This window comes from Aeromonas sp. s5 (genome assembly GCF_040907865.1).
Lineage (GTDB): Bacteria > Pseudomonadota > Gammaproteobacteria > Enterobacterales > Aeromonadaceae > Aeromonas > Aeromonas dhakensis.
Genome location: NZ_JBFOCO010000012.1, coordinates 47,450 through 69,185 on the forward strand (window position 1 = coordinate 47,450; position 21,736 = coordinate 69,185).

At 63.0% G+C, this 21,736-nt stretch carries 18 protein-coding genes; 8 read left to right on the top strand and 10 right to left on the bottom strand.

Translation table 11 applies throughout. From position 1 onward, the window contains the following. Nucleotides 1-26: 26 nt before the first annotated feature. Nucleotides 27-350 (top strand): thiosulfate sulfurtransferase GlpE, encoded by a 324-nt coding sequence (gene glpE / locus AB5Y94_RS08725; RefSeq protein WP_005307320.1) that lies wholly within the window; start codon nt 27-29, stop codon nt 348-350. Further along, nucleotides 347-1,180 (top strand): rhomboid family intramembrane serine protease GlpG, encoded by an 834-nt coding sequence (gene glpG / locus AB5Y94_RS08730; RefSeq protein ID WP_005307318.1) that lies wholly within the window; start codon nt 347-349, stop codon nt 1,178-1,180. Before glpE ends, glpG begins: the two co-directional genes overlap by 4 nt. 117 nt (nt 1,181-1,297) lie before the next feature. On the opposite strand, the gene AB5Y94_RS08735 is transcribed toward glpG, so the two are convergent. Continuing rightward, a complete protein-coding gene (locus AB5Y94_RS08735; protein ID WP_368205355.1) occupies nt 1,298-3,715 on the bottom strand; it encodes a VolA/Pla-1 family phospholipase in 2,418 nt (805 codons plus the stop codon). A gap of 301 nt (nt 3,716-4,016) precedes the next feature. Between AB5Y94_RS08735 and AB5Y94_RS08740 the strand changes: the two genes are divergently transcribed. After that, nucleotides 4,017-4,274 (top strand): accessory factor UbiK family protein, encoded by a 258-nt coding sequence (locus AB5Y94_RS08740; protein WP_005307315.1) that lies wholly within the window; start codon nt 4,017-4,019, stop codon nt 4,272-4,274. Nucleotides 4,275-4,398: 124 nt separating this feature from the next. Here the strand turns inward: AB5Y94_RS08740 and fre are convergent, their stop codons facing one another. From fre to trxA, 5 genes are all read right to left on the bottom strand, one after another. Then, nucleotides 4,399-5,097, bottom strand: coding sequence for an NAD(P)H-flavin reductase (fre, locus tag AB5Y94_RS08745; RefSeq protein WP_005307313.1), 699 nt, complete (start codon nt 5,095-5,097; stop codon nt 4,399-4,401). 168 nt (nt 5,098-5,265) lie between these two features. Continuing rightward, nucleotides 5,266-6,735 (bottom strand): 4-hydroxy-3-polyprenylbenzoate decarboxylase, encoded by a 1,470-nt coding sequence (ubiD, locus tag AB5Y94_RS08750; RefSeq protein WP_005307312.1) that lies wholly within the window; start codon nt 6,733-6,735, stop codon nt 5,266-5,268. Nucleotides 6,736-6,765: 30 nt separating this feature from the next. After that, nucleotides 6,766-7,785 (bottom strand): hypothetical protein, encoded by a 1,020-nt coding sequence (locus AB5Y94_RS08755; protein ID WP_042005931.1) that lies wholly within the window; start codon nt 7,783-7,785, stop codon nt 6,766-6,768. 107 nt (nt 7,786-7,892) lie between these two features. Beyond that, a complete protein-coding gene (gene rho / locus AB5Y94_RS08760; protein WP_005307308.1) occupies nt 7,893-9,158 on the bottom strand; it encodes a transcription termination factor Rho in 1,266 nt (421 codons plus the stop codon). 207 nt (nt 9,159-9,365) lie between these two features. Then, nucleotides 9,366-9,692: a thioredoxin TrxA gene (gene trxA, locus AB5Y94_RS08765; RefSeq protein ID WP_005307306.1), complete on the bottom strand. Its 327-nt coding sequence runs from the start codon at nt 9,690-9,692 to the stop codon at nt 9,366-9,368. Between the two features lie 113 nt (nt 9,693-9,805). Here trxA and rhlB point away from each other — a divergent pair, with 113 nt between their 5' ends. From rhlB to AB5Y94_RS08785, 4 genes are all read left to right on the top strand, one after another. After that, entirely contained in the window at nt 9,806-11,095 is a 1,290-nt protein-coding gene (gene rhlB, locus AB5Y94_RS08770; RefSeq protein ID WP_005307299.1) for an ATP-dependent RNA helicase RhlB, read from the top strand. A gap of 13 nt (nt 11,096-11,108) precedes the next feature. Continuing rightward, nucleotides 11,109-12,599 carry a guanosine-5'-triphosphate,3'-diphosphate diphosphatase gene (gene gppA / locus AB5Y94_RS08775; RefSeq protein WP_010635565.1) on the top strand — a complete coding sequence of 497 codons (1,491 nt, stop codon included), beginning with the start codon at nt 11,109-11,111 and terminating at the stop codon, nt 12,597-12,599. A 195-nt stretch (nt 12,600-12,794) separates the two neighbouring features. Then, nucleotides 12,795-13,775 (top strand): DUF4382 domain-containing protein, encoded by a 981-nt coding sequence (locus AB5Y94_RS08780; protein ID WP_368205356.1) that lies wholly within the window; start codon nt 12,795-12,797, stop codon nt 13,773-13,775. A 23-nt stretch (nt 13,776-13,798) separates the two neighbouring features. Then, nucleotides 13,799-14,068 carry a Rho-binding antiterminator gene (locus AB5Y94_RS08785; protein WP_099359064.1) on the top strand — a complete coding sequence of 90 codons (270 nt, stop codon included), beginning with the start codon at nt 13,799-13,801 and terminating at the stop codon, nt 14,066-14,068. A gap of 60 nt (nt 14,069-14,128) precedes the next feature. Here AB5Y94_RS08785 and AB5Y94_RS08790 read toward each other — a convergent pair whose 3' ends face one another. Beyond that, nucleotides 14,129-14,875: a class I SAM-dependent methyltransferase gene (locus AB5Y94_RS08790; RefSeq protein ID WP_017766326.1), complete on the bottom strand. Its 747-nt coding sequence runs from the start codon at nt 14,873-14,875 to the stop codon at nt 14,129-14,131. A gap of 76 nt (nt 14,876-14,951) precedes the next feature. Here AB5Y94_RS08790 and AB5Y94_RS08795 point away from each other — a divergent pair, with 76 nt between their 5' ends. Next, nucleotides 14,952-15,692, top strand: coding sequence for a transporter substrate-binding domain-containing protein (locus AB5Y94_RS08795; RefSeq protein WP_324040244.1), 741 nt, complete (start codon nt 14,952-14,954; stop codon nt 15,690-15,692). A gap of 3 nt (nt 15,693-15,695) precedes the next feature. Here AB5Y94_RS08795 and AB5Y94_RS08800 read toward each other — a convergent pair whose 3' ends face one another. The 3 genes from AB5Y94_RS08800 to hemB form a co-directional block, all read right to left on the bottom strand. Further along, on the bottom strand, nt 15,696-18,239 hold the full coding sequence (locus AB5Y94_RS08800) for a bifunctional diguanylate cyclase/phosphodiesterase (RefSeq protein ID WP_017780570.1): 2,544 nt from the start codon (nt 18,237-18,239) through the stop codon (nt 15,696-15,698). Nucleotides 18,240-18,443: 204 nt separating this feature from the next. Further along, a complete protein-coding gene (gene prlC / locus AB5Y94_RS08805; RefSeq protein WP_065017809.1) occupies nt 18,444-20,486 on the bottom strand; it encodes an oligopeptidase A in 2,043 nt (680 codons plus the stop codon). Between the two features lie 227 nt (nt 20,487-20,713). Further along, nucleotides 20,714-21,733: a porphobilinogen synthase gene (gene hemB / locus AB5Y94_RS08810; RefSeq protein WP_042052090.1), complete on the bottom strand. Its 1,020-nt coding sequence runs from the start codon at nt 21,731-21,733 to the stop codon at nt 20,714-20,716. Nucleotides 21,734-21,736: the final 3 nt, after the last annotated feature.

Genomic DNA, 21,736 nt, shown 5'->3' on the forward strand with positions numbered 1-21,736 from the left:
CAATCACCTATTCGCAGGACATGTTAATGGACCAGTTTGCCCATATCAGTGCCCATGATGCCCACCAGAAGCTCAGCGCCGGTGAAGCCCGCCTGGTGGATATTCGCGACCCCCAGTCGTTCGAGACAGCCCACGCGGTCGGCGCCTTCCACCTCACCAACGGCACCCTGGTGCGTTTCATGAACGAGGTGGACTTCGACACCCCGGTGATCGTGATGTGCTACCACGGCAACAGCAGCCAGGGCGCCGCCCAGTACCTGCTGCAACAGGGGTACGATGAGGTCTACAGCCTGGACGGCGGCTTCGAGGCGTGGCGCAGGGAGTTCCCGATCCAGGCGGGCGACGCATGATCCAGCTGCTGGTGCTCGACAACGCCCGCATGGCCCAGGCGCTGGTGGACTACCTCTCCACCCTCGGCATCTCGTGCGAGCTGACCCAGTCGGAGTTGGGGGTCACCATCTGGCTGGCGGACGAGCAGCGCCTCGCCCAGGCCCAGCAGGAGGTGAAGCGCTTCCTGGCCGAGCCGAGCCACCCCCGCTACATGGAGGCCTCCTGGCAGTCCGGCCGGGCCGATGCCCGCATCGACTACAGCAAGGGGATGAGCGACCCGGTCACCGACTTCCTCCATCAGGCGGGGCCGCTGACCCTGGTGGTGATCATCGCCTGTCTGGCCATCTACGGGCTCGACGCCATCGGCCTGCCGATCTTCGACGAGCTGGCCTTTCACCCGACCCTGGCCCAGTTCACCGACTGGCAGGCGTGGCGCTACTTCACCCCGGCCTTCATCCACTTCTCGGTGTTGCACCTGGTGTTCAACCTGCTGTGGTGGTGGTATCTGGGGGGCCAGATCGAACAGCGGCTCGGCAGCGGCAAGCTGCTGATCCTGCTGCTGGTAGGCGCCGCCCTGCCCAACCTGGCCGAGTTTTTCGCCAGCGGCCCGCTGTTTGGCGGTCTCTCCGGGGTGGTCTATGCCCTGCTCGGCTACTGCTGGCTGCGCAGCAAGTTGCAGCCGGCCTGCGGCCTCACCCTGCCACCGGCGCTGATGGGCTTCATGCTGTTCTGGCTGGCACTCGGTTTCTTCGATCTGCTCGGCACCCGTACCGCCAACATGGCCCACCTGGCCGGCCTGCTGGTCGGCCTGCTGCAGGGCTGGCTAGACAGACACCACCAGCCAGCCTGAGTTGCTGCGATCGGCTCGGCAGCCAACACGTCTGCTGATCTGGCCCACCCGGCGACGAGTGCTATACACGAAAAAAAACGCCGCCCCGAGGGGCGGCGTTTTTATTGGCCGACTGGCTTACTGCTTGAGCAGGGTGGGATCGGTCACCTTGACCGCAGTGCCGCCGCTCATGAAGAAGCTGGCGAACTCGGACTGCATTTCGGTGGTCACGTCGCCGCTCGGATCGAAGTTCTCGTCCGGTGCCAGCAGCGAGCTGTGGCCACCAGCCACGAAGCGGGCTGCGTTGTGGCTGGCCGCACCGGTGGCGGTCAGCGGTTGCAGCGCCAGCACCTTGAACAACGGCTCGGTGCCGCCCAGCGGGGCGGAGGCGATGCTGTTCGGGATCACCTGATCCGACAGGCTCAACGCGCCATCGCCAACGATCTCGGTGGCGAACAGCGGGAAGTCGCTCTTGATGCCGCTGCCGAGGTTGATCGGGTCAGCCGAATCCAGTACCGACTGGGCCGCGAAGCTGTAGCTCTGCAGCGTGCTGGCCGCAGCGGCCTGCTGGGTGGCGCTCAGGCTCGGCAGGAACTCGTTGACGAAGCAGGTCGGCACCTCGGTCTTGCAGCTGGGGGCGTAGGCGGTGAAGCCCGCTTTCAGCTCGGCACTGCCGCTGGTCAGCACGCCCATCTTGATGGTCGGACCGAAGGTCGGCGAGTTCAGCAACAGCGGCGCTATGCCGCCACCCGGCATGGCCAGGCCACCGGTATCGAACTTGAACAGGGCATCCGCCTGGGCATTGCCGATGGACTGGTTGGCGACCGCCAGCAGGTTGGTGCCCGAGATGGCGCCCAGGGAGTGGCCCAGGAAGTGCACCTTGAGGCTGCCGGCGCTGCCGATGACGCCCTTGCCATTGGCCAGACCGACCGCCAGACGCAGACCCAGCAGATCCGCCACGCTCTGTTTCAGGTTGTCGCGGGCCACGGTCAGGTAGCTCAGGTTCAGGTAGGGGGTCGGATTGTCGGAGGTGGTGACTGTGTCCATGCTGCCGCTCAGGGCGAAGCCGCGCTCACCGTGCAGCGGGTGATCGATCACCACCAGCGCCACCTTCTTGCCTGCCTGCATGCCGGCATAGATCTGGCCCAGCGCCAGCGCATAGGCGTTCTCTTTCACCGAGGTGACGCCGTGCTGGTAGATGATCACGTCGGTGATGGTGTTGAGGGCATCCTTGGCGAAGACCCGCATCGGCACCGACTGCACCTCTTCCAGCTTGGGCAGCGGGTTGAAGCGGCCGATGTTCTGCTCGGCATCCAGCGGCTTGCCGCCTGAAGTGAGGGTCACCCCGATCAGCTTGCTCGCCTCGGCCAGCAACTCGGCCTGACGGGTCGGATCGGCAATCAGCGTCGCCAGCAGGGCCGGGTCCACGCCCGCGCCCACCAGCCCGGCGATCACTTCGCTGTCAGAGGCTTTCAGGGCATTGGCGATGGCGTACAAGCTGGGGATGGCACCGTGCCAGGACTGGGTCTTGGCCTTGTCCCAGGAGCCGGCGGTGGCCGGCGAGGAGAGGAAGTAGGGCAGCTTGACGGTACCGGTATAGACAGTGGTCAGCTGGGCCAGCCCGTTGAGCGGGGCGCCAGGGCCGAAGGCGGTGGCCAGCGCATCTTTCTGCTCCTGCGGCAGGAACGCCTCGGCGTCCAGCTGGGTCAGGAAGGGGTTGCTGCCTGTCACGGCCAGGGTGTAGGTGCCGGGCAGGCTGGTGTTGCCCTTGGCATCCTGCTTCCACAGGGCGGCAGCGTCCAGGGTCGGGCTCTTCAGCACGGATGCCGCCGCCCCTTTCACCGCCACCAGCACATCGGCACCAGACTGGGTACCGAACCAGTCGGAGAAGATGACGTGATCGGTGGAGACGCCGGTGGCGGCCTTGAACAGGCCCTCCTGCAGGGCGATCAGACCGTTGATGGTTTGCTCCTGGGCATTGCTGCCGACGTTGTTCTTGTAGTTGCCGTAGTCGCTGCCGGCCTTGACCGCGTTGCCGCTGCTGTCCTTGAGGGAGTCGGTGGCCACGATCATGTAGTAGGAGGAGGGATTCAGCGGTTTCATCGGCACCAGGTTCAGCTTGCCAGCCGAGGCGGCCACCACGAAGTCCACCCCGTAGGTCAGCACCTTCTTCACGCCGCTCGGGCGCAGGGCTGTGCTGTCAAAGCTCAGCTCCAGCAGGTAGAGCGGGGCCACCGAGGCGGCAAACTCGGCGGCAGCCGGTGCCTGGACAGTGATGCCGGACGAGGTGACGGGCACGATCTGGATGGCCTGGGTCGTGGACCAGCCATCCAGGGTCGACATGGCCGACACCGGGTTGGAGAGATCCGCCGTTTCGGTGGAGAATTTCAGGGTGCCATCGCTGGCGCGGGCCGCCAGGGCACTGGGGCGCACTGCGTTGGAACCGGTCAACAGATAGTCGAGATAGCTGGAGGTGTCGCCTTTGTTATCGTCACTGCCACCACAGCCGGCCAGCATAGCACTGACGACTGCGGCATAAATTAGCTTCTTTTTCATATCCTTATCTCTTTTTAGTTGTTATCCATGAAATGCTGACGGCGTTGGGTATAAACCCGACCGGTACATCTTAACAGCAACGCAACAATTATTAAGTAGCTGGTCGGTCATCTGATCTGCTTTTTTTGTGTACAGCATCAAGGAATTGGAATAGAAACGGGACTCGATAGGTTAACAGCTTCATCACGGATACCAGACCCGACCAGCGGTCACTTGTACGCCAGATGGCAAAAAGCGACCCCCGATCTCGGCAAAGCGGATCAATTGCCGGTAGAATGGCGCATTGCTTAAGGAGAACCACATGATCGACCCGAAGAAACTGGAAGAGATCGCCAAACAGGTGCACAACTCCCTGCCGCCCGGCATTCGCAGCATGGGCGAAGAGGTGGAGAAGAAGATCCGTCAGGTGCTGCAGTCCCAGCTCGGCAAGCTGGATCTGGTCAGTCGCGAAGAGTTTGACGTGCAGACCAAGGTGCTGCTGCGCACCCGCGAGAAGCTGACCGCCCTCGAGGCCAAGCTGGCCCAGCTCGAGCAGCAGCTCGGCGCCAAGGGCGAATAACACCGCCCCCATAAAGCAAACCCCAGCCAGGCTGGGGTTTGTTGTTTCTGGCCTGCCGCAAAGCAAGTTGCGGCGGCAAATGCAGCGAGGCATTTCCGGTTACGTGACCGGCCTCATGCCGAACTCAGATGAACTCGTAGGCGTCGCCGAAGATGCGCTCCGGCTCGGCTCCCAGGATCTTGAACTCTTCCCGCGCCGCACCCGCCATCTCGAAGCGGCCAGCCACATAGATGTCGTAGTCATGCAGGCTGACGAAGTCATCCATGATGGCCTTGTGTACCAGCCCGGTCTTGCCGGCCCAGTCGCTCTCCGGCTCCTGCACCACAGGGATGTAGGTAAGCGGGGCGTAGTCGCGCTCCCACTGCTGCATCTGCTCCTGCTCGTAGAGCCAGTGCGCCTGGCGCACGCCCCAGTAGAAGAACACCGGGCGCTTGCTGCCGCTGTCGATCAGGTATTCCAGAATGGCGCGGGCGTAGGAGAAACCTGTGCCGCCTGCCATCAGGATCAGCGGACGGGGTGACTCTTCCCGCAGGAAGGCCTTGCCCGCCGCCAGCTCAATCTCGATCTCCCCCTGCTCGCGCATGCGGGCCAGCACCTGGCCGGCATAGGCGTTCTCCGGGGTAGCGCCGATCTGCAGCTCCAGCACGCCGGGGCGGGTCGGCGAGTTGGCGATAGAGAAGGGACGCTTGTCCGAATCACTCATCACCACCAGCAGATACTGGCCCGGCTTGAAGCTGACCTCTTGCAGCGGCGTCAGGGCCACGTGCCAGATGGTGTCGACATATTCGCGCAGTTCCTCTACGCGGCACTTGATACGTTGCATTCTTATCCTTGTGACGGGCTCGTTCGGCCCGCTTTCGCTCTTGATTCACTGTGGACTGGCGACCAGCAAAGTGGTCAGGTCAGTCGAGCATACCCAATTCAGCTCAAATGGCATCAATCTTTTGCATCCCGGCCAGGCGGCACGGCCCTTCGGGCCGGCCGCCGCTCATCAACCGAGAATGTTCAGCTCGTCCCAGAGGGCATCGATCTTCTGCTTCACCGCCTCGTCCTGGACGATGGGCTGGCCCCACTCGCGGTTGGTCTCTCCCGGCCACTTGTTGGTGGCGTCCAGCCCCATCTTGGAGCCAAGGCCGGAGACCGGCGAGGCGAAGTCCAGGTAGTCGATCGGGGTGTGCTCGATCAGGGTGGTGTCGCGGGCCGGGTCCATCCGGGTGGTGATGGCCCAGATCACGTCCTTCCAGTCGCGGGCGTTGATGTCGTCGTCGCAGACGATCACGAACTTGGTGTACATGAACTGGCGCAGGAAGGACCAGACCCCCAGCATCACCCGCTTGGCGTGGCCCGGATAGCGCTTCTTGATGGTCACCACCGCCATCCGGTAGGAGCACCCCTCCGGCGGCAGGTAGAAGTCCACGATCTCGGGGAACTGCTTCTGCAACAGCGGCACGAATACCTCGTTGAGCGCCACCCCCAGCACCGCCGGCTCATCGGGCGGACGGCCGGTGTAGGTGCTGTGGTAGATGGCATCCTTGCGCATCGTCATGTGGGTGATGGTGAAGACCGGGAACTCGTCCACCTCGTTGTAGTAGCCGGTGTGATCGCCATAGGGCCCCTCGGGGGCCAGCTCGCCCGGCTCCAGATAGCCTTCCAGCACGATCTCGGCGCTGGCTGGCACCTCCAGATCGCAGCTGATGGCCTTCACCACCTCGGTACGGCTGCCACGCAGCAGACCGGCGAAGGCGTATTCGGAGAGGGTATCCGGCACCGGTGTCACCGCGCCGAGGATGGTCGCCGGATCGGCGCCCAGCGCCACCGCCACCGGGAAGCGCTCACCCGGATGGGCCTCCTGCCACTCGCGAAAATCGATGGCACCGCCGCGGTGATCCAGCCAGCGCATGATCAGCTTGTTCTTGCCGATCTTCTGTTGGCGATAGATGCCGAGGTTCTGCCGCTTCTTGTAGGGGCCGCGGGTGATGGTGAGACCCCAGGTGACCAGCGGCGCCACGTCGCCCGGCCAGCAGTGCTGAATGGGGATCTGGTCCAGGTCGACCGCCTCTCCCTCCAGCACCCGCTGCTGGCAGGGGGCGGACGAGAGACGCTTGGTCGGCATGTTGAGTACCTGCTTGAAGATCGGCAGCTTCTCCATCAGCTCCTTGAAGCCACGGGGCGGCTCAGGCTCCTTCAGGTAGGAGAGCCAGGTCCCCACCTGGCGCAAGGCGGCCACGTTGGGCTGGCCCATGCCCATGGCGACCCGGTCCGGCGTGCCGAACAGGTTGGTCAGCACCGGCATGGCGTAACCCTTGGGATTTTCGAACAGCAGGGCCGGCCCACCCGCACGCAGGGTGCGGTCGCTGATCTCGGTCATCTCCAGATAGGGGTCTATCTCGCGCGTGATGCGCTTGAGTTGTCCGCTTTGTTCCAGCTGCGCGATGAAATCACGCAAATCCTTGTATTTCATGCAGGTACCCTGTGTGCAGGCGATGCCGCATTATAACTCCGGGGAGCCGGCGGGTGTACCCGGTTCGGGTTGCACCATCGGACTTGCATGACGCTTTTCCTGCCGGGTCAGCCGATCGGCAAGCTGGGCCAGCAGCCTCGGCTCGTCCACCTGCAACAGCAGGCTGGCCACCTGACCGCTGTACTGGCGGTTGCCCAGCTCTGCCAGCAGGAACTGCTGGGCCGTGTCGGGCAGCGGCGAAAGCTGACTGAGCTGGTGCAGGGCGGTCTGTTTGAGGGAGGCGTTGCGGCTGGCGGCGATCAGCAGATCGCTCGCCGTCTGACCCTGATGAAAACGCCCCACGCTGGCCAGGGCCGCCACGCTGTCGTGATCCGCCGGTTGGCGCCACAGCTTCTGATAGAGGGCGCTGTCGCCGGTACGCTCGGCCAGCAGCCGCAGCAAGCGGTTGTCGGGCAGGAAGATGTTCAGGCCGGCCAGCTTGTGCGCCTCGCGCTGCAGCACGGCGACAGGCTGCCCGGCGAGCACGTTCAGCAGCGCCTGCTGTTGCTGGGCCAGATCCGGGTTGCGGCTGTTGTAAATCTGCTTGAACTCGAAGCGGTTCGCCTCCAGCAGCTGGCGGTAGTTGTCCTGCCAGGCCTGCAGTTGCCAGCGGCTCAGCACCTGCCGCGCCGCGGCGGCAAAGTCGTAGGCGGGTTGCTGCACCAGAAAGCCGTCCACCTCTTTTTCCACCAGCCAGCTGGGGGCCTTGAACGACTGGGCGCGCACCCAGGCCAGCAGTTGCGGGCTGTCAGCCCTGGGCTGACCATCGAGAGTGGCGAGCAGCTGGCACAGCAGATACTCCCGCTGCCCCACGGCCAGGGAGTCCAGCAGGGAATCGATGGCGGCAAACTGTCCCTGTTGCAAGCGGCCGGTCAGGTAGTCGAGGTGGCCCTGCAGTCCCTCGTCGGCCACCAGCGCGACGCGGGGCGCCGTCCCGGTGGACGGAGTCTGGCCCGCCAAAGCTGGCGGCACCAGCAGCCAGCTCAGCATTATCAGGAGTACATGCTTCATGACGTCCCTATCCTTGTGACATCGAGGTTTCATACTACTCAGGCGACCGCAAAATAGATAAACAAAAACCGCGACCTGGGCCGCGGTTTCATCATTTTTCGAGTCGGTTACTTCTGCTGGCGCCGCATGGCGTCGAAGAACTCGTCGTTGGTCTTGGTCATCGCCAGCTTGTCGATGAGAAACTCAATGCCATCGATCTCGCCCATCGGGTGGACAATCTTGCGCAGGATCCACATCTTCTGCAGCTCGTCGCCGGTGGTCAGCAGCTCTTCCTTGCGGGTACCGGAACGGGTGATGTCGATGGCCGGGTAGACGCGCTTCTCGGCGATCTTGCGCGAGAGGTGCAGTTCCATGTTGCCGGTGCCCTTGAACTCTTCGTAGATGACTTCATCCATCTTGGAGCCGGTATCGATCAGCGCGGTGGCGATGATGGTCAGGCTGCCGCCCTCTTCTACATTGCGCGCGGCACCGAAGAAGCGCTTCGGACGGTGCAGGGCGTTGGCGTCCACACCACCGGTCAGTACCTTGCCGGATGACGGGATGACGGTGTTGTAGGCACGGGCCAGACGGGTGATGGAGTCCAGCAGGATCACCACGTCCTTCTTGTGCTCGACCAGACGCTTGGCCTTCTCGATCACCATTTCGGCGACCTGGACGTGACGGGAAGCCGGCTCGTCGAAGGTGGAGGCGATCACTTCGCCCTTCACCATCCGCTGCATCTCGGTCACTTCTTCCGGACGCTCGTCGATCAGCAGGACGATCAATTCACAATCCGGGTGGTTGTAGGCAATGCTCTGGGCGATGTTCTGCAGCAGCATGGTCTTACCGGCCTTGGGCGGTGCGACGATGAGACCGCGCTGGCCTTTACCGATCGGGGATGCCAGATCCAGTACGCGGGCGGTGATGTCTTCGGTGGAACCGTTGCCACGCTCCATGCGCAGACGCTCGTTGGCGTGCAGCGGAGTGAGGTTTTCAAACAGGATCTTGTTGCGGGAGTTTTCCGGACGGTCGTAGTTGACCTCGTTGACCTTGAGCAGCGCGAAGTAGCGTTCGCCCTCTTTCGGCGGCCGGATCTTGCCGGAGATGGTATCGCCGGTGCGCAGGTTGAAGCGGCGGATCTGGCTCGGGGAGACGTAGATGTCGTCCGGGCCGGCCAGGTAGGAGCCGTCTGCACTACGCAGGAAGCCGAAACCATCGGTCAGGATTTCCAGCACACCGTCGCCGAAGATATCCTCGCCACCCTTGGCGTGCGCCTTGAGGATCGCGAAAATAATGTCTTTCTTGTGCGCCCGAGCCAGATTTTCCAACCCCATGGATTCGCCAAGCTGTACCAGCTCGGACACAGGAGTGTTCTTTAATTCAGTCAGATTCATAGTGGTGAAAGTCTGTAAGCAAGGATTGAAATGAGGAGACAGTCTGCTGGATTGATGCTGATCGGATTTGATTTGCCAGGCTGATGTGTGAGCAAAGAGTCAGGCAAAAAGGTTAGCAAACGAGCGATAAATTAGCACCAATCGGGGTGAGCGTCTAGGTGATAAAACAGAAGGAGCGCATTATTGCAATGCGCTCCTCGATGATTATTACAGGTTGCCGTCCAGGAACTCTTTCAGCTGAGTCTTGGACAGGGCACCGACCTTGGTCGCTGCCACTTCGCCATTCTTGAACAGCAAGAGGGTCGGAATACCACGAATGCCATATTTGGGCGGAGTGTCGGCGTTATGGTCGATGTTCAATTTCGCCACGGTCACGCGACCGGCATACTCTTGGGCGACTTCGTTCAGGATCGGGGCAATCATCTTGCACGGACCACACCATTCGGCCCAGAAGTCGACCAGAACGGCGCCATCGGCTTTGATTACATCTGCCTCGAAGCTGGCATCGCTCAGCTGAACAATCTTGTCACTCATCTCCAACTCCAGTCAGTAATTAAGGCTTTATTGACGTATCAACAAAGGCAATAGTTGCCCTATTTGAAATGATCCTGTTTATTATTGCAAGCCTAACCTGATAACCTACCGCCATGAGCAAAACACACTTAACGACCGACAAATTCGCCCAAATGGGCCTCGAACCCGAAGTTCTGGCTGGTCTGGAATCAAAGGGATTTCACTATTGCACCCCCATCCAGGCACTCTCTCTGCCGCTGCTGGTAGAAGGCCATGACCTCGCCGGCCAGGCCCAGACGGGTACCGGCAAAACCATCGCCTTCCTGGCTGCCACCTTCAACTATCTGCTGACCCACCCGCTGACCAAGCCGCGCCTCATCAATCAGCCGCGCGCCATCATCATGGCACCGACCCGGGAACTGGCAGTACAGATTTACAACGATGCCGACAGCATGGCCGCCTCGACCGGTCTCAAGCTCGGCCTCGCCTACGGCGGTGAAGGGTACGACAAGCAGCTGGCCGTGCTGGAGCAGGGTGTCGACATCCTGATCGGCACCACAGGCCGCATCATCGACTACTTCAAGTCCAAGGTCATCGATCTGAGCAACATCCAGGTCGTGGTGCTGGACGAAGCGGATCGCATGTTCGATCTCGGCTTCATCAAGGACATCCGTTTCCTGTTCCGCCGCATGCCGCCCGCTACCGAGCGTCTGAGCATGCTGTTCTCCGCCACCCTCTCCCTTCGGGTGCAGGAGCTGGCCTACGAACACATGAACCACCCGGAACATGTGCAGGTCGAGCCGGAGCAGATGACCGGCGTACGAATCAAAGAAGAGCTCTTCTACCCTTCCAACGAAGACAAGATGTTGCTGCTGCTCTCCCTGATGGAAGAGGAGTGGCCGGAGAAAGCCATCGTCTTCGCCAACACCAAGCACGTCTGTGAAGACGTTCACGCCTGGCTGGAGAATGACGGCCACCGGGTCGGTCTGCTGACCGGCGACGTGCCACAGAAGAAGCGGATGAAGATCCTGGAGGACTTCACCAAGGGTGCGGTAGACATCCTGGTTGCCACCGACGTGGCCGCCCGTGGTCTGCACATCCCTGACGTGACCCACGTCTTCAACTACGACCTGCCCGACGACGCCGAGGACTACGTACACCGCATCGGTCGTACCGGTCGTGCCGGCAAGAGCGGTCACTCCATCAGCCTGGCCTGTGAAGACTATGCCTTCAACCTGCCGGCCATCGAGGAGTACATCCACCACCCGATCCCGGTCAGCAAGTATGACCGCGAGGCGCTGCTGGATGACGTGACCGCGCCGAAACGGGTGTTCCGCAACCGTCAGCCGGTGAACCGCAACATGCGCGATCGCCAGGGCGGTGGCAACAGCAACAACCGTCGTCGTCCTCCCCGCAAAAGCTGAAGGATAGGCCCAGTTGCACAACTCGCCTCTCTATGCCGCCATCGACCTCGGCTCCAACAGCTTTCACATGCTGGTGGTGCGCGAGGTCGCCGGTGCCCTGCGCACCGTCACCAAGGTCAAGCGCAAGGTGCGCCTCGCCGCCGGTCTGGATGCCGATTTTCGTCTCAGCCGTGCCGCCATGGAGCGGGGCTGGGACTGTCTGCGCCTCTTCTCCGAGCAGCTGCAGGACATTCCGGCCGATAACATCCGGGTAGTCGGCACCGCAACCCTGCGCCTGGCCACCAACGTCGACGAGTTTCTGCGTGAAGCGGAACGGGTGCTCAACCACAACATCGAGATCATCTCGGGTGAGGAAGAGGCCAAGACCATCTATGAAGGTGTCTCTTGGACCTCGGCGGGGGAAGGCAACCGGCTGGTGATCGACATCGGCGGCGCCAGTACCGAGCTGGTGATCGGCGAACAGAGCGAGGCCAAGCTGCTCAACAGCCTGCACATGGGCTGCGTCACCTGGCTCAACAACCACTTCGGTGACGGCGAGCTGAGCGAAGCGCGCTTCAACCAGGCCATCGCCGCCGCCAAAACGGTGCTGGAGAAGGTGGCGGACGATTACCGCGTGCTCGGCTGGCGCACCTGCGTCGGCGCCTCCGGCACTGTGCAGGCGCTGCAGGAGATCATGCTGGCGCAGGGCAAGAGCGAGCGGGTCACCCTGCCGAAGCTGCAGGAGCTGATGGGTCAGGCCATCGCCTGTGGCAAGCTCGACCAGCTGCAACTGGAAGGGCTGGCCGCCGAGCGGCTGACCGTGTTCCCCTCCGGCCTCGCCATCCTGATCGCCATCTTCGAAACCCTCGGCATCGAGAGCATGACGCTAGCCGGCGGCGCCCTGCGCGAAGGCTTAATCTACGGCCTGCTCGGCAACAATCACGACTGTGATGCCCGCGATCGTACCGCCGACAGCCTGATCAGCCGCTACCAGCTGGACAAGGAGCACGCCGAGCGGGTGCGCGATACCGCCATCGAGGCGTTCACCCAGCTGCAGCCGGCCTGGCGTCTCTCCAAGCGCTACGGTCGCCCGATCCTGCGTTACGCGGCCCTGCTGCACGAGATCGGTCTGTGCATCGAGTACAAGAAGGCGCCGCAACACGCCGCCTACATCATCGACAACATCGACATGCCGGGTTTCACCCCCGCGCAGAAGAAGCTGCTGTCGGCCCTGCTGTTCAACCAGCGGGACGAATTCAAGCTGGAACCGCTGGAGAAGCAGGGTGCCGTCACGGCTCGCCAGGCGATCCGGCTGGCCCGCATCCTGCGCATCGCGCTGATCCTCTGCATGCGCCGCACCCAGGGCACTGTGCCGATCTTTACCCTGCAGGCGGATGACGAGGCTCTGACGCTGACCCTGCCCAAGGGGTGGCTGGATGAGCACTACCTGCGCGCCAGCGAGCTGCGCCTCGAAGTGGAGCGCCAGCAGAAGATGGGCTGGCCCACCCGGCTGCTGGAAGCCTGATTGGGCACAGCCCAATCAGTGCCCCAAGGTTCCGACAATCTCTTTCGCAGCCAGCACTGGCGCCACTCAGGCCTGCCCCTTGATTTTATTGGGCTGACGGGCTGATCCCGCCCTTGCGTCTGGGCTCTGCCTCCCCCTCATGGCCTACGTTCGACTAGAGTAGGGTTGTCTTCACAACCAACCGGAATGGACGCCATGAAACCTTTGACCCTGATCGGACTGACCGCCCTGCTCACCGCCTGCGGCGGCGGGGGCGGCGACAACAGCAGCCAGCCACCACAGGCCCAGCTCTCGCTGGCCTTCTCCGACGCCCCGGTAGATGGCGTCAGCAAGGTCTGCATCGCCGTCTCCAACATCAGCATCCACCCCGTCGCCGGCACCGAGCAGAGCTGGACCACCGCCAGCTTCCTCACCTCGACCCAGGACGATGGCTGTACCCCGAGCGGCGAGACCATTCCGCTCGACAGCGCAGGGAGGCCGCTGTTTACCTACATAGACCTGCTGAGTTATCAGGGGTCCGCCAGTCGCCCCCTGCTGGCCAGCCAGAGCGTGGTGCCCGGCAACTACAGCCAGATGCGGCTGCGGGTGCTGGACGGGCGGGAGGTCGCCAACCAGTTTCTGGACGGCACCCCCTACTCCTACGTCAAGCAGGATGATGGGGTGATCAAGCCGCTCGAGGTGCCCAGCAGCGAGCTCAAGCTGGACGCCTTCACCATTGCCGCCAGCGGCCTCAGTGCCTTCACCACCGAATTCGATCTGCGCCAGTCCATGGTGCTGCCAGGCCACGAGCAGTACTACAAGCTCAAACCGAGAGGCGTACGGCTGGTGAACAACACTCAGGTTGCCACCGTCAAGGGCTCGGTCGCGGCCGGGCTGTGCGGTGGTCAGCTGACCGACAAGGCCTTCGTCTACTTCTACCAGCCCAGAAGCGACGACAACTACCCCGACATGGCGGACAGCGACAACGGCTTCTACGCCAGCGCCCCCGTGCTGCCGCAGACCGGAGGCGGCTTTGGCTACGAGCTGGGATTTGTCAATCTCGGCAGCTACGATCTGGTGCTGGTCTGCAACGGCGACGAGGATGATCCGGCAGTGGCCGACGACCCGCTGCAACTGGAACAGGTGCAGAAGGCCCAGACGGTGGTGGCACCCACCACCAGCATCAACTTCCAGTAACGGGCGACAAGGGGGACGACCGCATGAGCAGATACCAACCCATCAGTTGCGATCTCTACGACTGGCTGGAGATCGCCGCCAGCTGGCAGCTGCCGGTCGCCCTCACCTGTAAGGATGGCCGCCAGTGGGTGGACAAGATCCGCACCATAGAGGCCAGAGAAGGGGTCGAGTACCTGCTGCTGCACGGCGGCGAACGCCTCAGCCTGGCGGAACTGGCGACCATGGCGCTCAACTGGCAGGGGGAGGAGAAGCTGATCCGCTTCGCCCCACCAGCCCCAGCCAACAGCCAATAGATGGCAAGAGGGCCAACCCCATCGGGTTGGCCCTCTTCTTTATATCCCTCGCGTGCAGCGTTACCCCGCCAGCGCCGCCATCACGTAGACATCGAAGCGGTTGCTCTTGGTCTCGATGGCCATGCTCGGCTTCTGCTCGTTGAGCCAGCCTGCGTAGTCCGGCCGCTTCACCACTACCCGCCGGTCCGCCATGGTGAGCGCAGCCGGCAGCAGGGCATCGGCGTCGAGATCTGCCCCCACCAGCGACTGGAACACCCGCATCTCTTTTTTCACCAGCGCCGACTTCTGCTTGTGGGGGAACATGGGGTCGAGGTAGATGACATCCGGCCGCTCGGCCAACCCCAGCAGGGTCTCCACCGCAGGGCCGTGCAGCAGTTGCATCCGCTCGCGCACCCAGGGGCCGATCTCGGGATCCTGCGCGGCGCGTGCCAACCCGTCCTGCAGCAGAGCGGCCACCACGGGGCTGCGCTCAATCATGGTCACCTTGCAGCCGAGGGAGGCGAGCACGAAGGCATCGCGTCCCAGCCCGGCGGTGGCATCCACCACGGTCGGCATGGCGCCCGCCTTGAGCCCCACCGCCTTGGCGATGGACTGGCCACGGCCACCGCCGAACTTGCGACGATGAGCAACCGCCCCTTCGACGAAATCCACGTAGACGGCGCCCAGCTTGGGTTCGTCCAGCTTGCGCAGCTCCAGCCGCTCCGGGGTGAACACCAGGGCAAACTGGGGCAGGTCGATCTGGTCAAGCTGGCTGCTCAGGGCTTCTGCCTGGGCCGCCTTGGCGGGGTCTTCGAGGAGGATTTGCATGGGCTCTGGATGCATTCTAAGTTCAGTGAACCGAGTGTATCACAGCCCCTTTACGTGGCTGTAGGGAGGAAACCCCATGCACCTGCTTATCGCCCTGCTGCTTGCCGCCCAGAGCGGTGGCCATCTCAAGGTCTGCGGCGTTGACTGGCCCCCCTTCTCCTACGCCGAACAGGGCAAGCTGATGGAGGGCATATCGGTCGAGATCCATCAAGAGGTGGCACACCGCCTCGGCATGCAGCTCACCCTGCTCGAACTGCCGTGGGGACGCTGCGAACAGTACGTCAACACCGAGCTGGCGGACGGCATTCTCGACAACGCCCCCCTCCCCGGCTGCTACCACTCCGATCTTGCCACCGCCTTCTACCCACTGGCCGCCTATGTGCGCAGCGACAGCCCGCTGCAAACCTTCTCGTGGGAGATGGCCAAGGGGCTGAAAGTGGGGATGGTCAGGGGCTATGACTACACCGACAGGATCAAGCACTTCACCGGCTGGGTGCCCATCAAGGCCCACTCCGACAAGCAGCTGCTGCTGATGTTGGAGAAGAGCCGGGTCGACCTGATAGTGCTGGATTACTTCTCGGCCCCCATTATCTCCAGAGAGCAGGACGTCAAGATCCGCGCACTTACCCCCTTCCTCGACTCGACCCCGCTCTACCTCTGCTTCGGCAAGCAGAAGGCAGACCTGCTACCCGCCTACAACAAGGCGCTGCAGCAGATGCTGGACGAAGGGGTGCTGGATCGCATCTATCTGCGCTATCTCGGGGAGGATTACCGGACACTGAAGGAGAAACAGGAGAGGATGAAAGCGGCGCAGTAAGGGTCAGCTGGTCTGCAGGAACATGCTCTTGTCGTTGAGCTGCAAATACTCGGTGAGGTCGTCGTAGGCGAGCGGCCGGCTCAGCAGATAACCCTGGGTGAAGGCACACCCCTTCTGGCAGAGGAAGTTGAGCTGCTCGCGGGTCTCCACCCCCTCGATCACCACCTGCATGCCGAGGTTGTGCACTATGTTGATGATGCCGTCCAGCAGCAGCCGGTCCTGCTCGTTGAACGGGATGTGGCGCACGAAGGCCCGGTCGATCTTCACCAGGTCCACCGGGAAGTTGCGCAGATAGTTGAGCGCCGAGTAGCCGGTGCCGAAGTCGTCGATGGCCAGCTTGCAGCCCGCCTCACGCAGGGCATCGATCCGCACCCTGTGCTGATCGCTGGTCTCCATCAGCAGGGATTCGGTGATCTCGATGACGATGTCCGCCGGGTCCAGTCCGAAGTGGTGGATCACCTTGAGCCACTCGCTCGCCTCCGGATCTATGGTCTGGAACTCCAGGGTGGAACGGTTGATCGACATCTGCAGATCCGGGAAGCCGGATTGCTGCAGCCGCGCCAGATCCCGGCACGACTGCCACAGCACCAGCGCCCCCAGCCCCTGGATGAGCCCGGCCTCCTCCGCCAGCGGAATGAAGTCCGCCGGCGACACCTGACCCCAGTGCGGGTGATACCAGCGCACCAGCGCCTCCAGCTTGGCGACCCGGCCGCTGCGGTTGTCCCAGATCGGCTGGTAGGCCATGGTCAGCTGCTCGAGCTTGATCGCCTCCGCCAGATCCTGCTGCATCTGGTGACGCTGGCGCACCTCTTCGCGCATGGAGGCGCAGTAGCTGCCGAGCAGCCGTCCCTGCCGCTTGGCGGCAAACAGCGCCTGCTCGGCGTTGCGCAGCAGCTCGTCGCTCTCCAGCCCGTCGCCCGGGCAGAGGGTTATGCCGATGGTGGCCGTCACGTAGAGGTGCTGGTTGGCCAACATGAAGGGGCGGGCGAAGCCGCCGACCACCTGCTTGGCAAACACCTCGGCCTGGCGGCGGTTGACGATGCCGGGCACCAGGAAGGCGAACTCGTCGCCACCGATGCGGGCCACCAGATCTTCGGTGCGCACCCGGCTCACCAGCCGATCCGACACCTCCCGCAGCAGGGCGTCACCGGCATGGTGATCCATGCTGTTGTTGACCGCCTTGAAGTTGTTGAGGTCGAGCACCATCAGCGCGAAGCGCTCGCCCCGCTCGCAGAAGCGGCTGAGGCAGCGACCGAACAGCCAGCGGTTGGGCAGCCCGGTGAGATTGTCGTAGTTGGCCTGGGCGGCGATCTTCTGCTCCGCCAGCTTGGTCTGGGAGAGATCGCTGAAGATGGCGATGTACTGGCTGATGCGCCCCCCTTCCCGCAGGGTGCTGATCATCAGCTGCTGGGGGTAGAGCTTGCCGTTCTTGCGCTTGTTCCACACCTCGCCGCGCCACACCCCCACCCGCTCCAGCGCGTGGTACATGTCGGCGTAGAAGGCCTGATCGTGCAGGCCGGACTTGAGCAGGCTGGGGCGCTGGCCGCACACCTCCTCCTCGCTGTAGCCGGTGATCTGTTCGAACGCCGGGTTGACCGAGATGATGCGACTGTCGGCGTCGCACACCAGGATCGCCTCTGACAGGTTGTCGTAGACCCGGTGGGAGAGCTTGAGCTGCTCGGCGTGACGTTTGAGGGGGTCTATGTTCTCCAGCACCACCATCAGGTAGTCGGGCTGCAATTGGTCGTCCCGCACCAGAGTGACGGTGACCCGCCCCCACAGCAGCTGGCCGTCACGGTGCAGGTAACGCTTCTCCTGGGTGAAGGCGGTACGCTCGCCGCGCCTGAGCTCTTCATAGCAGGCGACGCTGCGCAGCCAGTCTTCCGGATGATTGAGCTCGGCGGCGTTGCGATGAACCAGCTCCTCCTGGCTGTAGCCCAGCATCTTTTCGATGGCCGGATTGGTCCAGAGGATCTTGCCGTCCAGATCGAGCTTGCCGATCCCCACCGGGGCGTGGGACATCATGGTGTGCAGAAAATCGTGGTACTCGGGCTGGGGCGGCGCCGGCTGCTGCAGCATCAGCGCCAGTTCGCGTCCGGCCAGCGGAGCCAGCAGGCGCAGCAGGCCCATCACCTTGTCCATGTTGGTGAGCGGCCGCTTGAACAGCAGGCTGCAGATGCCCACTGTCTCCCCTTGTGCACTCTTGAGGGCGATGCCGGCATAGGCCTGGATCTGCCAGGCCTGCAACACGGCGGCGTGGGGGAACAGCTGCTGTACCCGATCGCTGAACCAGGCCTCGCCCTCCTGCAGGGTGATCTCCCCCAGGGTGGCGCTGACCGGAAAACTGAAGCGGGTCGTATCGAGAGAGACAGGATAGGTTGCATGCACCTTGCAGGAGAGCCCCGCTTGATCCCTACCCGAAATCAGGACGAAGTCGGCCCCGACCGCTGCTGCGATTTCACTCACAAAGGTATCGAAATATCCCTGACCACTCGAATGAGACAGACTTGAGATGATTTGATAGACAGACTCGAGTGCTCGCCTCATGGCAAGGTTCTTTCTCTCCTTGGAAGGTAGACCCCGACTCTACTGAAGAGGCGGGAACAGTGCAAACATGCTATCCGCAAGATATTAAAATGCCTTGAGAAAAGGGACCAAAAGGTCCCTTTTTATCTCAAAAATCACGCGGTGATCGCACTCTGTGGCAGAGGTGTACCTGCTTGAAGCTCACGCCTGGCGGGGCCTGCAGCCTCATGCGGCAATCCCGCTGTGGCGCAGCAAGGCATCCACCTGAGGCTCACGACCACGAAAGGCGCGGAACAGCTCCATCGGCTCCTTGGAACCACCCTTCTCCAGGATGTTCTTCAGGAAGGAGTGGCCGGTCACCGGGTTGAAGATCCCCTCCTCCTCGAAGCGGGAGAAGGCGTCGGCGGAGAGCACTTCCGCCCACTTGTAGCTGTAGTAGCCCGCCGCATAACCGCCGGCGAAGATATGGGAGAAGCTGTGCTGGAAGCGGTTGAAGGCCGGTGGCGTCATCACCGCCACCTCGCGACGCACCTCGTCCAGCAGCGCCGGGATCTGATCCGCATTGGTCGGATCAAACTCCTGGTGCAGACGGAAGTCGAACAGGGCGAACTCCAGCTGGCGCAGCATCTGCATGGCCGCCTGGAAGTTGCGGGCGGTCAGCATCTTCTCCAGCAGATCGGCAGGCAGCGGCTCGCCGGTCTCGTGATGGCCGGAGATGAAGGCCAGTGCCTCGGACTCCCAGCACCAGTTCTCGAGGAACTGGCTCGGCAGCTCCACCGCATCCCAGGCCACGCCGTTGATGCCGGCCACGCCGGCCACGTCGATCCGGGTCAGCATGTGGTGAATGCCGTGGCCGAACTCGTGGAACAGGGTGACCACTTCGTTGTGGGTGAACAGGGCCGGTTTGCCGTCCACCGGGCCGTTGAAGTTGCAGGTCAGGTAGGCCACCGGCTTTTGCAGCGAACCGTCCTGACGGTAGCGACGACCCAGGCAGACATCCATCCAGGCACCGCCCTGCTTGTGCTCACGGGCATAGAGGTCGAGGTAGAAGCTGCCGCGCAGCTCATCCTCGGCATCGAAGATGTCGTAGAAGCGCACGTCCGGGTGCCAGGTATCGATGCCGAGGCGCTCGCGCACCTTCATGCCGAACACCCGCTTGACCACCTCGAACAGCCCTTTCACCACCTTGCTGGCGGGGAAGTAGGGGCGCAGCTGCTCGTCGGAGATGGAGAACTTGTGCTGCTTGAGCTTCTCGGCGTAATAGGGGATATCCCAGGCCGCCAGCTCGCTCTGGCCGTGCTGTTCGCTGGCGAAGGCGCGGATCTCTTCCAGCTCGGCCTTGCCCTGCGACAGGGAGCGGCGCGCCAGATCGGTGAGGAAGTTAACCACCTGCTCCGGCTTGTCCGCCATCTTGGTGGCAAGGGAGAGCTCGGCGTAGTTGGCAAAGCCGAGCAGCTGGGCCAGCTCGCGGCGCAGGGTGAGCAGCTCGGTCATGATGGCGGAGTTGTCCCACTTGCCGGCATTGGGGCCCTGGTCGGAGGCGCGGGTGGTGAAGGCCTCGTACAGCTCGGCGCGCAGGGCGCGGTTGTCGGCATACATCATCACCGGCAGGTAGGAGGGGATGTCCAGAGTGAACAGCCAGCCTTCCTTGCCCTTCAGCTCGGCCAGCTGGCGAGCGGCGGCCTGTGCACTCGCAGGCAGCCCGGCCAGCTCAGCCTCGTCGGTAACCAGCTTGCTCCAACCCTGGGTCGCGTCCAGCACGTTGTTGCTGAAACGGGATGCCAGCTCGGAGAGACGGGCCTGGATCTCGCCGTAGCGCTGCTGTGCCTCGGCAGGCAGGCCGATGCCAGACAGGCGAAAATCGCGCAGGGTATTCTGGATCTCCTTGCGCTGGGCGGCGCTCAGCAGGGGGAAATCGTCGCTCTCGGAGAGGGCCAGGTAGGCTTGATAGAGCCCTTCGTGCTGACCGACATAGGTCTGGAATTCGGACAGCAGCGGCAGGCAGGCGTCGTGGGCCTCGCGCAGCGCCTCGCTGTTGAGCACGGAGTTGAGGTGGCTGACCGGCGACCAGATCCGGGACAGACGGTCATTTACCTCTTCCAGCGGGGCAATCAGGCTGTCCCAGGTATGGGGCTCGCGCTGGGCCAGCACATCGCTGATCTTCTGTTTGCAATCGGCAATGGCCTGCGTCACGGCAGGCTGTACCTGGTCGGGCTGGATCTGGCTGAACGGGGGCAGCGAGTCCATTGTCAGCAAAGGGTTAGTCATCCGGCAATACCTCTAAATTCTCTACAGCCCCTGCCGTCCAGAAGCTTGCTTGGACTACCTAAGATGTAGGCAGAAACCCCATTAATCAAGCCTTTGCCATCGAGAGCGAGGGCCGCGGCCCACATTTGGTCAAAAGCTGCGCGCAAAACGACCAGATAGCCTCCCAGAAACGACAATGCCGGCCCCGGGGCCGGCATTGTCTGCATTGCACTGAAGGCGTCCTGCCATCAGGTCCGGGCATCTTCCTTCAGCCACTGCGCCACGCGCTTGGCGAAGTAGGTGAGGATGCCGTCGGCCCCGGCCCGCTTGAAGCAGAGCAGGGACTCCATGATGCTCTCTTTCTCCTTCAGCCAGCCGTTCTGGATCGCCGCCATGTGCATGGCGTACTCGCCGCTCACCTGGTAGGCAAAGGTCGGCACGCCGAACTGATCCTTCACCTGACGGATCACGTCCAGATAGGGCATGCCCGGCTTGACCATCACGCTGTCGGCCCCTTCCTGGATATCCAGCGCCACCTCGTGCAGGGCTTCGTTGCTGTTGGCCGGATCCATCTGATAGGTGGCCTTGTTGCTCTTGCCGAGGTTGCCGGCCGAGCCGACCGCGTCGCGGAACGGGCCGTAGTAGCAGGAAGCGTACTTGGCGGAGTAGGCCATGATCTGGGTGTTGATGAAGCCGTTCTCTTCCAGCGCCGCGCGAATGGCCCCGATACGGCCATCCATCATGTCTGACGGCGCCACGATATCGACCCCGGCGGCGGCGTGGGAGAGCGCCTGTTTCACCAGGATTTCGGTGGTGATGTCGTTCAGCACATAGCCTTCATCATCGATGATGCCGTCCTGACCGTGGGTGGTAAACGGGTCGAGCGCCACGTCGGTGATGACCCCCAGCTCCGGGAAGCGGGCCTTCAAGGCACGCACGGTGCGCTGGGCCAGCCCGTCCGGGTTGTAGGCCTCTTCCGCCAGCAGGCTCTTCTGCTCCAGCGGGGTGACCGGGAACAGGGCGATGGCCGGCACGCCGAGTGCCACCAGTTCGGCTGCCTCCTCCAGCAACAGATCGATGGAGAGACGCTCCACCCCCGGCATGGAGGGAACGGCTTCACGGCGGTTTTCCCCCTCCAGCACGAACACGGGGTAGATGAGATCATTGGCGGTCAGTACGTTCTCGCGCACCAGACGACGGCTGAAATCATGTTTGCGCACCCGGCGCAGGCGGCGGCCCGGAAAGGCGCCTGGAAGAGTTGTAGCCATGAG

Bases quoted from the DNA above. Each gene is read 5' to 3' on its own strand.
- glpE (WP_005307320.1), top strand. From the start codon at position 27: ATGGACCAGTTTGCCCATATCAGTGCCCATGATGCCCACCAGAAGCTC.
- glpG (WP_005307318.1), top strand. From the start codon at position 347: ATGATCCAGCTGCTGGTGCTCGACAACGCCCGCATGGCCCAGGCGCTG.
- AB5Y94_RS08735 (WP_368205355.1), bottom strand. From the start codon at position 3,715: ATGAAAAAGAAGCTAATTTATGCCGCAGTCGTCAGTGCTATGCTGGCC.
- AB5Y94_RS08740 (WP_005307315.1), top strand. From the start codon at position 4,017: ATGATCGACCCGAAGAAACTGGAAGAGATCGCCAAACAGGTGCACAAC.
- fre (WP_005307313.1), bottom strand. From the start codon at position 5,097: ATGCAACGTATCAAGTGCCGCGTAGAGGAACTGCGCGAATATGTCGAC.
- ubiD (WP_005307312.1), bottom strand. From the start codon at position 6,735: ATGAAATACAAGGATTTGCGTGATTTCATCGCGCAGCTGGAACAAAGC.
- AB5Y94_RS08755 (WP_042005931.1), bottom strand. From the start codon at position 7,785: ATGAAGCATGTACTCCTGATAATGCTGAGCTGGCTGCTGGTGCCGCCA.
- rho (WP_005307308.1), bottom strand. From the start codon at position 9,158: ATGAATCTGACTGAATTAAAGAACACTCCTGTGTCCGAGCTGGTACAG.
- trxA (WP_005307306.1), bottom strand. From the start codon at position 9,692: ATGAGTGACAAGATTGTTCAGCTGAGCGATGCCAGCTTCGAGGCAGAT.
- rhlB (WP_005307299.1), top strand. From the start codon at position 9,806: ATGAGCAAAACACACTTAACGACCGACAAATTCGCCCAAATGGGCCTC.
- AB5Y94_RS08780 (WP_368205356.1), top strand. From the start codon at position 12,795: ATGAAACCTTTGACCCTGATCGGACTGACCGCCCTGCTCACCGCCTGC.
- AB5Y94_RS08785 (WP_099359064.1), top strand. From the start codon at position 13,799: ATGAGCAGATACCAACCCATCAGTTGCGATCTCTACGACTGGCTGGAG.
- AB5Y94_RS08790 (WP_017766326.1), bottom strand. From the start codon at position 14,875: ATGCAAATCCTCCTCGAAGACCCCGCCAAGGCGGCCCAGGCAGAAGCC.
- AB5Y94_RS08795 (WP_324040244.1), top strand. From the start codon at position 14,952: ATGCACCTGCTTATCGCCCTGCTGCTTGCCGCCCAGAGCGGTGGCCAT.
- AB5Y94_RS08800 (WP_017780570.1), bottom strand. From the start codon at position 18,239: ATGAGGCGAGCACTCGAGTCTGTCTATCAAATCATCTCAAGTCTGTCT.
- prlC (WP_065017809.1), bottom strand. From the start codon at position 20,486: ATGACTAACCCTTTGCTGACAATGGACTCGCTGCCCCCGTTCAGCCAG.
- hemB (WP_042052090.1), bottom strand. From the start codon at position 21,733: ATGGCTACAACTCTTCCAGGCGCCTTTCCGGGCCGCCGCCTGCGCCGG.